Genomic DNA, 14,319 nt, shown 5'->3' with positions numbered 1-14,319 from the left:
GATATGATCAAAAATTACTTCAAAATTGCCGTGCGGAACATCTGGAAAAACAAGGTTTTTTCCATCGTTAACCTGACCGGCCTCGTAATCGGGATCACTGCTTGTCTGATGATCCTGCAATATGTCAGTTTTGAGCTAAGCTTTGATAAGTTCCACAAAGATTTTGACCGCATTTACCGGATAACCAACGATCGTTTTCAGCAGGGGAAGCTAGGGCAGCACGGCACCATCACTTACCCGACAATTGGGCCGACAATGGCCAAAGATTTTCAGGAAGTGGAGGCTTACACGACCGTCACAAATGCCGGAACCTTCAAATTACAGCGTAATAAGCAGATTTTTCAAGAGCAAGGTCTTTACGCAGACAATCAATTCCTCTCCTTTTTTACATTTCCCCTTCTGGTTGGCGAGGCAAAAAGTGCATTGTTAAGGCCATACTCGATTGTGCTTTCAGAAAGCAATGCAAAGCAGATTTTTGGAGCGAATCACAACGATTACGCCAGCCTGATCGGAAAATCGCTTCTTATAGATCTGGACACGCAGCCATATCAGATAACCGGGATTATGAAAGATTTCCCGGCGACGTCGCATTTGCAATTCGGCGCGCTGATGTCATACGAAACGCTTGTCACCACCTGGGGCGACTGGGTTAAGACGAGTTGGGAAAGTTCGGATATGTGGCATTATGTCAAATTGAATAACGGAGTGAATGCTGCAAATCTGGAACAAAAGTTTCCTGCATTCAGCCAGCGCTATTTCCAGGGCAACAAAGTGTCGGGAAGTGTGGAGAAGTTCTATCTGCAACCATTGTCCAAAGCGCACCTTTTTTCTGACTATGAATACGAAATCGGGAATGTGAACAATGGCAAGGCGGTGTGGACGATGCTGATCATTGCCGCCTTTATCCTCATCATTGCCTGGGTCAATTATATCAATTTGTCAACTGCGCGGTCGATGGAACGCGCCAAGGAAGTCGGTGTGAGGAAAGTGGCGGGGGCTACATCGGGGCAGCTGATCTGGCAATTCCTTTCAGAATCTGTGTTGCTTAATGCTGTGGCAATGTTACTTGCGCTTTGCTTGGCTGTCCTTTTGCAACCGACTTTGAATCAATTGGTTGAGAAGCCTTTGTCCTTGTCATTGCTGACTGGAAGCGGTTATGGAGGCACTTGGATGGCGTTAGCATTGGGATTTGTGTTTGTTGCGGGAACATTGCTTTCCGGCTTTTATCCCGCTTTTGCGTTGTCAGCTTTTCAGGCGATCAGTGTTTTGAAGGGCAGTTTCAGACGGTCTGCAAAAGGCGTTTGGGTGCGTCAGTCGCTTGTTGTGTTTCAATATACGGCTTCCGTTGTGCTGATCGTGGGCACATTGATCGTATTTCGTCAGCTCGAATTCATGCGCAAGCAAAATCTCGGCTTCAACATGGAGAAAGTGCTGGTCATTCCCGGCGCCAATCTTACCCGATTTGACTCAACGGCCATTGACAGAATCAATGCTTTTAAGTCGGAATTGAAAAGATATCCTGCAATTCAAGCCGCAACTGCATCCATAAGTCTGTTTGGGGACCGGTTATCTAGGACTCCCAATGTGAAAATAGTTGGTGGTGATCAAAGCAAAGGCGTTACGCTGAACCGGATGGATGTGGATCTGGATTTTTTCGAAACTTACCAGATTGACCTTGCCGCCGGGCGCAATTTCATTCCCACGGATTCTGACCCGGACGGTCGCAAAGTGACGAACGCAATGATCAATTTGTCTGCTGCAAAGTTGCTTGGCTTTCCTGATGCCGCATCGGCTGTCGGCAAAAAGGTGCTGCTTTTCAATCGGGAGTGGGATATTGTGGGTGTTGTTAAGGATTTCCACCAGCAATCATTGAAGCACGCGATTGAACCAATTGTGTTCAGGCCCTATTACACCAATGGCGGTTATTTTTCCTTCAAAATCGCGACTACGGATCTGGAAAAAACCATTGATTTGGTTGAGGCTAAATACAAAGAATTTTACCCAGGAAACGACTTCTCCTATTTCTTTATGGATGAACAGTTTAATCGTCAATATAAGGATGACAGAACGTTTGGTAAGATCACCAGTTTCTTCTCGCTGCTGGCAGTGCTCATTGCTTCATTGGGCATATTCGGCCTTTCTTCTTACACTATTTCGCAGCGGACAAAGGAAATTGGCGTGCGTAAAGTGCTGGGAGCCAATGTTTCCAGCATTGTGTCCTTATTATCCATCGATTTCCTGAAATTAGTGATCGTTGCCATTGTCATCGGCTCGCCCATTGCCTGGTTTGGTGTTACACATTGGCTGGATGACTTTGCTTATAAAATTGAAATCGAATGGTGGATGTTTGTCCTTGCCGCACTCATCGCCATAACAATCGCCGTTTTAACAGTCAGTTCCCAGGCGATAAAAGCTGCATTGATGAACCCGGCAAAGTCGCTGAAATCGGAATAGGGCTTACATGCCCGTGTTAACATCTTATTGCGATTCGGATATTAATATTCCTTAAAAACATCTCTACCCAAGTGACCGAAGTCAAAAGTGGTCGTATAGTCTGTAAACTTAAAAACTATAATGACTATGAGTAGATCGAAGACGATTCAGGTTGAGAATTTTAAAATTGTGTTGTTGTCTCAGAATGAGGAAGAGTACATTTCCCTTACTGACATGGCGCGTTACAGGGATTCGGAAAGGACGAATTACATTATTCAAAACTGGATGCGAACACGTAATGCTATCGAGTTCGTTGGACTTTGGGAAATGCTAAACAACCCGATTTTTAAAAGCATTGAATTCGATGCTTTTAAAAATGAGGCAGGGAGCAACAGCTTCGCTTTAACACCCCAGAAATGGGTAGAAGCGACGAATGCAATTGGAATTATCTCCAAATCTGGCAGATATGGAGGCACTTTTGCTCATCGGGACATTGCTTTCGAATTCGCTAGCTGGATTAGTCCTTCCTTCAAACTCTATCTGATCAAAGAATTCCAGCGCTTGAAGGAAGATGAACATTCAAACCAGAAAATTGAATGGAGTGTGCAGCGAACATTGGCGAAGGTGAACTATCAGATTCATGCTGATGCGATCAAGGAAAATTTGATCCCCAAAACATTAAGTAAAAAGGAAATTGGTTTCGTTTATGCCAGCGAAGCGGATTTACTGAACATGGCATTGTTTGGCACCACGGCGAGGCAATGGAAGGAGTCGAACCCAGGTGAGTCAGGCAATATCCGCGACAGTGCTACATTAGAGCAGCTCGTCGTTTTGTCAAATCTTGAAAGCATCAATGCACTGCTAATTCACCAGGGACTGCCTCAGCATGAGCGCCTTTTGCAACTTAATTTGGTTGCGATTTCTCAAATGAAATCATTGATCAACAACACGCAGCTTAAAAAAATGAAAGAGCCAATCGCATAGCGTGGGCAAAAAAATGCCGCTGATTTGAACCAGCGGCATTTTTTTTAAGGTCTGCTCCTTCTTTTTGTTGTGTCCGGCATGATTGAGCCTCCGGTTCGGATGGTCTTTTTCTTGCGTTTAACTGTGTAGGAACCTGTTGTGTCTGCGTCCGGGCGACCTGTGCTGCTTCTCCCGTCAATGGTGCCATTGGTGCTGACATTGCCATTATCATTCAAAATCGGCCCGCTCTCGGCATTCGTCGAATCTTTTAAAATGGCTGTGACGTCGGACGAATCCGTAGATGTTTTCATCCGGGATGATTTCTTTTGATAAGCCCGTTCCGACTTCTTAGATGTCCCTTTGCTGTCTTGCGATTGGGCAAATGTGAGCGCAGGGACTGTAATGAACATTGAAATTAAGAATATTTTCAGCGTTTTCATGTCTTGATATGGTTTTTGAAATTCACTCTTCCGTTGGTAAATAAGTCGTGTTAAAATACTGTTCCAGCGGACATAATTGTTAAATTGGATTATCAATCATCACTTTCATCATTCAAACAAACTTCATCATGCCTCATCAAGGACCATTGTACACTTACCGCAACGGAAAAAAAGTTGCGCTCTGCAAAAAAGACAATCAGTTCGTTGCCCGCAATTCTGCCGAAAGCATTGCGAACCTGGGAGTTGACAAAATCGAACAGGTTTCTCCTTCCGCATATCGCGCGACGGTTTCGCCAGACAAACTGGACCAATTGATGGTGGAAAGCCGCGAGCTTGCGCCTACGCATCACGCTTACGAGGTTGAGGATACGAATCAGGAGTTCCTGATCACCGACCGCATCATGGTGACATTTAAAGACAAACCGACGGCCGATGCGCTCTCGGCGTTCATCGCCCGTTATGCGCTCGTGATCAAAAACCGTTACAGCGATGTGGACTTCCTTTTTCAGCTTACCAATCAGTCAGGAATGAATCCTGTTAAAATGATTGTAAAAATCAACGAAGAAGAACATTCCGTTCAAATTGCAGAACATGATCTGATCCAGCGTGTTACCAAATATCTAACATTGCCTGTCGACACTTCTTACGACTTGCAATGGCATTTGCACAAACACACGCCAGCCGCCGAGGACTTTGATTCGCGCAGTTCGAGCCGATGCGAGGAAGCGTGGCAGCTTCTGGATAATTTCGGCAGTGCGGACGTGGTTATCGGATTATCCGATGATGGCTGCAAGCTGGATCATGACGATTTTGATTCCATGGGCAAGTTTGCAGGATGGGGTTATTTTGTCAAAGATGCATTGATCAAACAAACCGATATTGGCGCTGACCCTGCCGGAATGTATGCTTCCGGAAATAACCACGGCACTTCCTGCGCGGGTGTGATCGCAGGTGAAGTGGATGGCACGCTCACGGTCGGCGCCGCACCGGCATGCAGACTTTTGCCCATTAAATGGGAATCTTCGGACGGTGGCGGACTTTATATTGATGACAACAAAATGATGCTTACGCTGCAATACATTGCGGACAAAGTGGATGTTTTTTCCAATTCTTGGGGAAGTTCGCCGGAGATGACGTTCAGCCAGCAGGTTGTTAACCGGATCAAATCGCTGGCGTTGACAGGAGGTCGGCGCGGAAAGGGAATTGTGTTCTTATGGGCTTCCGGCAATGAAAATTGTCCCATTCAATATGCAAGCGCGCAAGACATTCCATTTGATCACGGCGTTCGGATGCAAGGCAATTCGCTGGTTTGGGTAGGCGTGCAGAAGAGTAAAGTTTTTACGCATAACCTGGTTGACGTTCCGGGAGTGATGCACATTGCAGCCCTTGCAAGCACGGCTCAACGAAGCCATTACTCAAACTACGGCCCCGGCATATCGCTAACTGCTCCAACAAACAATGTTCACACTTATTACAGATTAGCGGTTGAGGGCAAAGGCATCGTTACCACAACTGGCGACAACATTACGGCGATCACTGAAGACTTTGGCGGCACATCGAGCGCCACGCCGCTGACGGCCGGCATTGCAGGATTGGTAATTTCGGCAAATCCTGATCTCACAGCGCTCGAAGTGATTTCTGTGCTGCAAAAAACCGCTTCGAAAGACTTGAACGAAACGCCTTATCCTAAAACGCCGCCTGCCAATTTTGATAACGACACTTCGTGGGACGTTTCGCCCGTTTTTTCCTCCGACTTCCAAAACAATGGACATGCGGATGGATCTTGGAGCCCATGGTTTGGCTTTGGCCGCGTGGATGCATTCGAGGCGGTTAAGCGCGCTTTGGAGATAAGACTGGGCGGTGGTGGCGGAAGTATGGCTTCCGTCAAAATTCGCTCGGCGATTGTAAATCCGGCTGGTAAGGATGAGGAACAGGAAAAAGTGACCCTGGAAAATCAAAGCCATGTGCCGGTTTCTATCGACGGCTGGGCGCTAGTGGATAAGCATAACAGAACGCAGATTTTGAGCGGCTCAATTCCGCCAGCGTCCAGTATGAGCATTGATCTGAAAACAAATAAAATAATTCTTGCCAACTCCGGGGGCACCATTATCCTCAAAGATGTGGCTGGAAATCAGGTTCACAGGGTTGCATACACGGGTTCGCAGGCCAAAACCGGGATGGAAGTTGTTTTCTGAAAAATCCCTATATTGACGGCCTCCAATCAGAAAGTAATGCAATGACAGGTCAAAAGCCGCACCTTAGAACCGTAGATGTTACCCGATATGTCACTCCTTTGCGTGAGGGTGGCTCACTTCCGGCCATCGCAGAAGCGGACGACGACTTTCTGTATGTGCTGAAATTTCGCGGGGCAGGGCAGGGGACAAAGGCGCTTATTGCCGAGCTGATCGGGGGAGAAATCGCCCGACTGCTTGGCTTTAAAATGCCTGAGATTGTGTTTGCTAACCTTGACGAAGCATTTGGCCGCACAGAACCGGATGAAGAAATTCAGGATCTGCTCAGGGCAAGCACAGGGCTGAATCTGGCTGTTCATTATTTATCCGGGGCTATTACATTTGATCCGGTTGTAACGACAGTTGATGCAAAGCTGGCCTCTTCAATTGTGTGGCTGGACAGCCTGATCACCAATGTGGATCGCACAGCCCGGAACACCAATATGCTCATGTGGCACAAAGAGTTGTGGCTGATCGATCATGGCGCTGCGTTGTATTTTCATCATTCATGGGATAACTGGAAAGAGCAGGCTAAAAGGCCATTTGCACAGGTAAAAGACCATGTGTTGCTTCGCTATGCTTCTCAAATTGAAGCGATTGACAACGAATTTAAAGCGATTTTAAACATTGATCAGATCCAAGGCATTGTGTCGTTAATCCCGGATGACTGGCTGTTGCGCGATGCGCCATTTAATTCAGCAGATGAGCACCGGCAGGCTTATGTGGAATTTTTATCGTCGCGGCTTTCCGTGTCGAATGTTTTTGTAAAAGGAGCCAATGATGCAAGAGCAGCACTTATTTGAGTACGCCGTAATCCGCGTCGTACCCAGGGTGGAGCGTGAAGAGTTTGTCAATGTCGGCATCATTGTATTTTGCACCTCCAAACGCTTTCTTGAAGTTGTTTTTGAGTTAAATGCATCGCGTCTGCGGGCGCTGTCTCCCGACCTCGACTTGGATGAAGTTGCAGCTTATTTGCAGGCTCTCAAACATATTTGCGAAGGCAAAAAAGAAGGCGGCACAATTGCTGGATTGCCTGCCGCCTCACGTTTTCGCTGGCTTACTGCCACGCGTAGCACCATTGTGCAGGCGTCCAAAGTGCATCCGGGACTTTGCCTGGACCCGAAACAAACTTTGGATAAATTGTTTGAACAGCTCGTCAAACAATAGCCTTGCGAAGATTCAGCTGCTGTTGCACTTCTTCTCTTTTTCGCCTGGAAACTTCCACCTGTGTCCCGTCTGAAAGCAGCACATATTGATTATTGTGTGTGACTTGCTTGATAAAGACCGAGTTAACCAGATGGGATTTGTGTGTGCGGATAAAATTGAATTCCCCAAGCATGTCATCATAATGCTTCAAGGTTTTGCTGGAAACGAACGGCCTTTTTCCTACAAGATGAATCGAAGTGTAATTCTTGTCTGCCTCCAAACGCATGATCTCGTCCAATGTGAAAAAAAACACGCCTTCACTGGAAGGAACGGCGAGCCTAAAATCCTTAATGTCCTTTTTCTGAACATTTTGTATCAAATTGTCGTAAAGCTGATGCTTCGGCTCTTTTCCCTTCCGCTCTTTCAACTTTTCTTTAACCTTGTCCACAGCTTTGTCCAAATGACGTTGAATCGCAGCGGCCAATTCGTCGGGGTCCACGGGTTTCAGCAAATAATCGAGTGCGCTGAAACGGATGGCCTGAATGGCATATTGATTATAAGCCGTCGTGAAAATGATATCGTATTCAGGATTTGTTCTTTCAATCAAAAATTCAAAACCATTTCGATAAGGCATTTCAACATCCAGAAAAACAATGTCGGCTTTGAAAATCTCAATCAGAGCCAGCGCGTCGTCAACTGAGTCTGCGTGCCGGATATCGATTTCTTCCTGCATTAAATTAACCAGATAGTGGTGGAGCACATTGCGCGCTTTTGGCTCGTCATCAATGATTAAAGCATTTATCATAAATTGTGGATGTAGTGGTTGAACGTCTGAGTTGGGTTTACTTTGATTTCATGAAGTATAATTAATCGATAAAAAGCAGAATGTGCGCATTGAAATATTTAAAGGCTGGCGACAATTATTTTAAGGTTAAACACAAAAAAGCCATATCATCGTTGCGATGATATGGCTCTATAACCTTCTTAAGATTTGTTATTTTGCGTCGACTGGCTTCTGCATTTCGTTCATGTTGTGCGCAACAACGGTGTCGGGCAAAACATTCGTTAGTCCCATTTGCAGCTTATTTTTCAAGCCAGAGATCACTTTATCTTTCCCCGACATCAATGCGTCATAACCGTCTTTGGCAACGCCGGCAGGATCAGCTTTCGAATCTTCATCCTGCACAGCACTACTGTCATTCATGTCGGCTTTGTTGAAGAAATCTGTGTCCGTAACGCCTGGTAATAAAGCTGTTACAGTGATTTCAGTTTCTTTCAGTTCTTCGCGCAGTGCTTCGGAAAAGGAGAGAATAAAGGCCTTGGTGCCATGATAAACCGCTTGCCAAGGACCCGGCGTTTTGCTTGCTATGGATGCCAGGTTCAAGATTTTACCCGAATTCCTGCTAACCATATCTTTCAAAAAATGTTTGGTAAGAATGACAACTGCCGAGACATTCAGCTCGATAATGTCCAGTTCGCGATCCAGTTCATTGTCTTTGAACAACCCGTAAACGCCCTGGCCAGCATCATTGACGAGCACGTCGATTTGAATTCCCTGGCTCGTCACTTCGTCGTAAACGGACTTGGCTTCTTCGCGATTAAACAAATCTCTGGCAATCGTAACGACCTCAATGCCATGCTGTCTGAACTCATGCGCTTTCACTTCCAGTTGCTGCTGATCGCGCGATAGGATGACCAGATTATACTGATCTTTGGCAAAAAGCAAGGCCAGTTCATAGCCTATGCCGCTTGTAGCGCCGGTTATCAGCGCGTACTTTCCGTTGTTAGTCATAATTTTTTCAGTTTGTTGATGAAGTGTAATTTTTTATAGCCAATCAAATGCACGCACGTATTTCAACACCACAATGGCCAGAGGTGGCAATGTCAATGGAAGCGAATGAACCTTGCTATGTTTCGGGATAGGGAAACTTTCCTGCTCTTCCAATTTCACAAGATTCGAACCACCGTATTTCAAGTCATCCGAATTAAATATTTCCTGGTAAAACCCTGGTTTGGAAACGCCTATTCTATAATTGTTTCTCACGACAGGCGTAAAGTTGCCAACAAAAATCAGGTCGTCCTGCTCGTTTTTCCCTTTGCGAACCCAGCTCATTACGCTATTAACACCATCCTGGTTGTCGATCCATTCAAAGCCTTCTGGAGAAAAATTGTTCTCATAAAGTGCCGGTTCGGATTGATAAAGCGCATTCAGGTCTTTAAGCAGCTTTTGGATTCCCGTGTGTGCCGGATTGAGGTTTTCATCCCAATCCAAACTAAAATCGTGACGCCATTCATGCCTTTGTGCAAATTCAGAACCCATGAAGAGCAGCTTAGCGCCCGGGTGCCCATACATGTAACCATACAAAAGCCGCAGGTTAGCAAACTGTTGCCAGGGATCGCCCGGCATTTTATCAATCATTGAATTTTTACCATAAACCACTTCATCATGCGAAAGCGGCAGGGTAAATTTCTCTGAAAATGCATAGTGCAAACTAAAAGCAAGCTGTCCCTGATGATGTGTGCGGTGAACTGGATCATTCTGAAAATAGGAGATTGTGTCGTGCATCCAGCCCATCATCCATTTCATGTCAAAACCCAAGCCGCCATTGCTTGTTGAATTGGTAACACCTGGCCAGGAAGTTGACTCTTCTGCGACGGTGAACACATCCGGAAAGTTGGTATGAACAGCATTGTTGAACTCCCTGATAAAATCAAGCGCTTCCAGATTTTCGCGACCGCCATATTGATTAGGAATCCACTCTCCCTCATTTCTCGAATAATCGAGATATAACATGGAAGCGACCGCATCCACACGCAAGGCATCAATGTGAAATTTGTCTAGCCAATAAATAGCATTAGAGATCAGAAATGCTTTTACCTCATTCCTGCCATAATTGAATATGAAGCTTTTCCAATCCGGGTGAAAACCCTTCTTTGGGTCCGCGTGCTCATATAAATGCGTTCCGTCGAAATATCCCAGGCCATGTTCATCAGTCGGGAAGTGAGATGGGACCCAATCCAGAATAACGCCAATGCCAGCATTGTGCAATGCGTCGATCAAAAACATAAAATCTTGAGGCGTTCCAAACCGGCTTGACGGCGCAAAATAACCCGTCAGCTGATAACCCCATGAGCCGTAAAACGGATGCTCCATGACCGGCATAAACTCCACGTGCGTGAAATTCATGTAATTCAAATATTCTGGCAACTCCGCTGCTAACTCGCGATATGTTAAGAAGCGCCCTTCTTCTTCATGCGCGCGCCGCCAGGAACCAATGTGCATTTCATAAACCGAAATCGGCTTCGTCAATGCATGCTGCGCCTTGCGTTTTTCCAGCCATGCGCTATCATTCCATTGATAGTCCAGGTCCCAGACAACCGTTGCGGTGTGTGGAGGCGTTTCCCAATGCGTTGCATACGGATCGCCTTTTTCCACTTCATAGCCGTTGTTGCTGCGCAGAAAATATTTGTAATATTCACCTTTACCAATGTTTGGAATAAAACCTTCCCATATGCCTGAATAATCCGAACGGCTGGTTAAGGGATGCGATTGCCGGTTCCAGCCATTGAAATTACCAACAACAGAAACTTCCTGTGCATTCGGCGCCCAAACGGCGAAATGCGTTCCCCGCACGCCGTCCCTTTCGATGATATGCGCGCCGAGCTTGTTGTATATATGATAATGTGTCCCGGATTTGAACAAGTCAATGTCAAATCCGGAAAACATAGGCAATGCGTCGCTACTTTGATCTGTCATGGTCGAAGTTTTAAACAGTTACGGGTTCGGCTCTGTTCATGATCGCTTTGATGCCATTTAATGGCACCATCACCCATGTTGGCCTGTTATTCACCTCGTAATTCAGTTCGTAAATTGCTTTTTGTAATAAAAATGTCTGCAAGAGAATTTCCAGATCCTCTTTTTTCTGCGGAATGATCGGGCTATCCTGAACGGTTTCCAGGTAAGCCTTCATGAAGAATCCACTCATATAGTGATACCATTGTTCAACAAATGGCAACAGCTTATTAATGTCTTCCGGACGGACCTGGTTATCGAGATACAAACTGCCGTAAGCGGCATAATGGAAAGAGCGCAACATTCCTGCAACGTCGCGAAGCGCAGAACGTTTCAGCCTTCTTTCGCTGTAACTGCGAGCCGGTTCGCCTTCGAAATCCAAAATGGTGAAGTCTTTACCGGTGAATAAAACCTGCCCCAGGTGATAATCGCCGTGAATACGGATTTTTGCCGTATCGATCTTGCGGCTATACACTTTTTTTAGTTCTGTCAGGATCTCCTCTTTCATACGCAGCACATCCTCCGCTTCCTGTTTGGTCTCGGGTGAAAGCTTTTTCATGTTCCTGTTCAGACTTTGGAATGCCACCCGAACGAGGGATTGCAACGAAGAGTAAACTGAGCGCTGATAGTGCAGCGAGAATTCTTCGGGTTTGAAATCGGGCAAGTGCGTGCCCGAGGCCAGCGCAATGTGCATTTCGGCTGTTCTTACTCCAAGCAGGGCAACTTGCTCGGCAACGTGAATATCGAGCAGTTCTTTCAGCGTATCCGGAATGTCCTCGTATCCAACCGGATTGATCAATGTGCCCCGAAGTTCTGTCGGCAGCTGAATCTCGCTGGTTGAGAGGATATTCTCGTTGAAATGATTTAGACGGTCGAGCATATTGGCCCACGCGTCCGTGGCACCCACAACCATTTCCTGCATCATGCCCAGCACCATGCTGTCCTTTTTATGTTTCCATTCTACTGCACCCACAAATGCAGGAATGTTTTTGAAATTGGCTTCATGCGTCAGGAAATGCGTGATTTCCATATCCGGGTTGATAGCGCGGTCAACTTTGCGGTAAAGTTTGAAGAAATACTTCCCGTCATAAGTTACCGACGTGTTGCTTTGCTCGCCCGAAAGCACTCTTGGCTTAACCTTATCAGTTTCCTGAATGTGTTTGGCCAGATCTTCGTTTCCAGTAAAATGAATTTCGCTGTTTTTGGCGGGCAGTTTCACACCTTCACTCATATTCGTGATAAGCGCCTGCTGCAATTCCAAGCCATAAATTGCATCAAACAAAACGCCTTCTTCTTCTCCGTCCACTTTAATGCGGCCGATCACAGCCTGCGGACAGTCTTCTTTCACACGGTTAGAGAAAATTTCTTTCCCAAATGCAACCGGAAGCTGATACATTTCAGGAAGATCGTCCTGATAAGATGCCTCCAAAAGCAGAATGTAAGCGGGCGGATTTGCGCCCATCGGAATGGTTGCGTGCGACGTGATTTTAATGCTGTCCAATCCCTTGCCCTTGCCGCCAAACCACCGCATTTTCATCAAATATTTTGGCAGGAAATTGTTTTCAAGATTTTCCAGAACGCGTGGGTCAAGCAAATCTTTCCAATCGGCCAGTTCCAGTAACGGCAGCTCCTCGTTCGTATCGATTTCCGGATGCGTTTTTTGCATTACAAAACTTTGGCACGCATAGGCTTCCAATGTGAAAAAGTAAGGCGTCGCATCCTTAACCGACGGGAATTTATTTTTACTATAAATCTCAACTGGCTGATAACCTTTAAATTGATCAAGATCCAACTCCACAGGCTGCGGGAAGCGCGAAAGATTCGCAATGACCAGCATTGTTTCGTCTTTGAATGTCCGCGTAAATGCTAGCACTTTGGAGTTTTCCGAATTCAGGAATTTGATGTCGCCGCGGCTGAACGCTTCATATTTTTTACGCGTGGCAATGGCCCTTTTCATCCACCATAGCAATGAAGAAGAGTTGCGCTCCTGCAATTCCACATTGACAGCCTCATAATGATACTGCGGGTCAAGGATCACAGGCAAATACAACCGCTGCGGGTTGGTTTGCGAAAATCCTGCATTCCGATCCGGGTTCCATTGCATAGGCGTACGAACGCCATCGCGGTCGCCCAAATAGAAATTATCACCCATCCCGATTTCGTCACCATAATAAATAATAGGCGTTCCCGGGAATGTGAAAAGCAGCGAGTTAAGCAGCTCGATTTTCTTGCGATTATTCTCCATCAACGGAGCCAGTCTATGCCTGATTCCAAGGTTAATGCGCGCTTTCGGGTCTTTTACATAAGCTTTATACATGTAATCACGCTCCTCATCTGTCACCATTTCAAGTGTAAGCTCATCATGGTTTCTCAGGAAAATCCCCCACTGGCAACTTTCAGGGATTTCGGGAGTTTGATCAAAAATGTCCGTGATTGGATAGCGGTCCTCCATTTGAAGCGACATAAACATCCGCGGCATGATCGGGAAATGGTAATTCATCTGACATTCGTCGCCGTCGCCAAAGTAAGCGGCCGAATCCTCTGGCCACATATTCGCTTCGGCAAGCAGCAATGTGCCTGGATAATGGTCATCGATGAATTTGCGCAGCTTTTTAAGATACTCATGCGTTTCCGGCAGGTTTTCGCAGTTTGTGCCGTCGCGTTCAAACAAGTAAGGAACGGCATCCAAACGGAAACCATCGACACCCATTTCACACCAGAATCCCAGGATTTTAAAAATTTCTTCCTGCACAAGCTCACTGTCGTAATTCAAGTCAGGCTGGTGATGGAAAAACCGATGCCAATAATATTGATCGGCTTCGCTGTCCCAGGTCCAGTTTGATTTTTCATAATCCTGGAAAATAATCCGTGCATCCTTGAATTGCTTCGGATCATCGGTCCATACATAGTAATCCCTTTCCGGTGATCCCTTGGGCGCTTTTCGTGCCCGCTGAAACCATGGATGCTGATCCGATGTGTGGTTGATAACAAGCTCGGTAATGACTTTCAAGCCGCGTTTGTGCGCTTCTTGCAGAAATGATTTAAACTCTTCAATGTCGCCATATGAAGGGTTAATACTGTAGTAATCAGCAATATCATAACCATCATCACGAAGCGGCGACGGGTAAAAAGGCAGCAGCCAGATGGCCGTTACGCCTAAGTCCTGCAAATAATCCAGTTGCTGCATTAAGCCCTGGAAATCGCCAATTCCATCCCCATTTCCGTCTTTAAAGGCCTTAATATGAAGCTCGTAGATAATCGCATCTTTATACCAATGCAAGTTTTTTTCGAGTATTCCCTTTTTATATTCCAT

General features: G+C 46.1%; 10 protein-coding genes. 5 read left to right on the top strand and 5 right to left on the bottom strand.

The genetic code is table 11. From position 1 onward, the window contains the following. Nucleotides 1-3: 3 nt before the first annotated feature. Both LZG73_RS12435 and LZG73_RS12430 read left to right on the top strand, forming a co-directional pair. Nucleotides 4-2,454, top strand: coding sequence for an ABC transporter permease (locus LZG73_RS12435; RefSeq protein WP_233849675.1), 2,451 nt, complete (start codon nucleotides 4-6; stop codon nucleotides 2,452-2,454). A gap of 126 nt (nucleotides 2,455-2,580) precedes the next feature. Next, nucleotides 2,581-3,417 (top strand): KilA-N domain-containing protein, encoded by an 837-nt coding sequence (locus tag LZG73_RS12430; RefSeq protein ID WP_233849673.1) that lies wholly within the window; start codon nucleotides 2,581-2,583, stop codon nucleotides 3,415-3,417. Nucleotides 3,418-3,461: 44 nt separating this feature from the next. Here the strand turns inward: LZG73_RS12430 and LZG73_RS12425 are convergent, their stop codons facing one another. After that, on the bottom strand, nucleotides 3,462-3,836 hold the full coding sequence (locus LZG73_RS12425) for a hypothetical protein (protein WP_233849665.1): 375 nt from the start codon (nucleotides 3,834-3,836) through the stop codon (nucleotides 3,462-3,464). 128 nt (nucleotides 3,837-3,964) lie between these two features. Between LZG73_RS12425 and LZG73_RS12420 the strand changes: the two genes are divergently transcribed. Genes LZG73_RS12420 through LZG73_RS12410 form a run of 3 tightly spaced genes read left to right on the top strand, consistent with a single transcriptional unit; the run spans nucleotide 3,965 to nucleotide 7,234 of the window. Continuing rightward, on the top strand, nucleotides 3,965-6,031 hold the full coding sequence (locus tag LZG73_RS12420) for a S8 family serine peptidase (RefSeq protein ID WP_233849663.1): 2,067 nt from the start codon (nucleotides 3,965-3,967) through the stop codon (nucleotides 6,029-6,031). 41 nt (nucleotides 6,032-6,072) lie between these two features. Then, nucleotides 6,073-6,870 (top strand): HipA family kinase, encoded by a 798-nt coding sequence (locus LZG73_RS12415; protein WP_233849654.1) that lies wholly within the window; start codon nucleotides 6,073-6,075, stop codon nucleotides 6,868-6,870. Further along, the gene (locus LZG73_RS12410; protein ID WP_233849942.1) at nucleotides 6,848-7,234 is read left to right on the top strand and encodes a DUF3037 domain-containing protein; all 387 of its coding nucleotides are present in this window, start codon (nucleotides 6,848-6,850) and stop codon (nucleotides 7,232-7,234) included. Before LZG73_RS12415 ends, LZG73_RS12410 begins: the two co-directional genes overlap by 23 nt. On the opposite strand, the gene LZG73_RS12405 is transcribed toward LZG73_RS12410, so the two are convergent. From LZG73_RS12405 to treS, 4 genes are all read right to left on the bottom strand, one after another. Then, nucleotides 7,224-8,018, bottom strand: coding sequence for a LytTR family DNA-binding domain-containing protein (locus tag LZG73_RS12405; RefSeq protein ID WP_233849652.1), 795 nt, complete (start codon nucleotides 8,016-8,018; stop codon nucleotides 7,224-7,226). The two genes, LZG73_RS12410 and LZG73_RS12405, sit on opposite strands and share 11 nt — an antisense overlap. A gap of 189 nt (nucleotides 8,019-8,207) precedes the next feature. Then, nucleotides 8,208-9,005, bottom strand: coding sequence for an SDR family oxidoreductase (locus tag LZG73_RS12400; RefSeq protein WP_233849650.1), 798 nt, complete (start codon nucleotides 9,003-9,005; stop codon nucleotides 8,208-8,210). 33 nt (nucleotides 9,006-9,038) lie between these two features. Further along, nucleotides 9,039-10,970 carry a 1,4-alpha-glucan branching protein GlgB gene (glgB, locus tag LZG73_RS12395; protein ID WP_233849648.1) on the bottom strand — a complete coding sequence of 644 codons (1,932 nt, stop codon included), beginning with the start codon at nucleotides 10,968-10,970 and terminating at the stop codon, nucleotides 9,039-9,041. A gap of 10 nt (nucleotides 10,971-10,980) precedes the next feature. Then, complete coding sequence (treS, locus tag LZG73_RS12390; protein WP_233849646.1) at nucleotides 10,981-14,319, bottom strand: maltose alpha-D-glucosyltransferase; 3,339 nt, start codon at nucleotides 14,317-14,319, stop codon at nucleotides 10,981-10,983.

Origin of the sequence: Dyadobacter sp. CY326, assembly GCF_021390515.1 — a bacterium.
GTDB lineage: Bacteria > Bacteroidota > Bacteroidia > Cytophagales > Spirosomataceae > Dyadobacter.
The sequence above is the reverse complement of the archived record's forward strand: the minus strand, read 5'-3'. Positions and strand labels throughout refer to the sequence as shown.

Bases quoted from the DNA above. Each gene is read 5' to 3' on its own strand.
- LZG73_RS12435 (WP_233849675.1), top strand. From the start codon at position 4: ATGATCAAAAATTACTTCAAAATTGCCGTGCGGAACATCTGGAAAAAC.
- LZG73_RS12430 (WP_233849673.1), top strand. From the start codon at position 2,581: ATGAGTAGATCGAAGACGATTCAGGTTGAGAATTTTAAAATTGTGTTG.
- LZG73_RS12425 (WP_233849665.1), bottom strand. From the start codon at position 3,836: ATGAAAACGCTGAAAATATTCTTAATTTCAATGTTCATTACAGTCCCT.
- LZG73_RS12420 (WP_233849663.1), top strand. From the start codon at position 3,965: ATGCCTCATCAAGGACCATTGTACACTTACCGCAACGGAAAAAAAGTT.
- LZG73_RS12415 (WP_233849654.1), top strand. From the start codon at position 6,073: ATGACAGGTCAAAAGCCGCACCTTAGAACCGTAGATGTTACCCGATAT.
- LZG73_RS12410 (WP_233849942.1), top strand. From the start codon at position 6,848: ATGCAAGAGCAGCACTTATTTGAGTACGCCGTAATCCGCGTCGTACCC.
- LZG73_RS12405 (WP_233849652.1), bottom strand. From the start codon at position 8,018: ATGATAAATGCTTTAATCATTGATGACGAGCCAAAAGCGCGCAATGTG.
- LZG73_RS12400 (WP_233849650.1), bottom strand. From the start codon at position 9,005: ATGACTAACAACGGAAAGTACGCGCTGATAACCGGCGCTACAAGCGGC.
- glgB (WP_233849648.1), bottom strand. From the start codon at position 10,970: ATGACAGATCAAAGTAGCGACGCATTGCCTATGTTTTCCGGATTTGAC.
- treS (WP_233849646.1), bottom strand. From the start codon at position 14,319: ATGGAATATAAAAAGGGAATACTCGAAAAAAACTTGCATTGGTATAAA.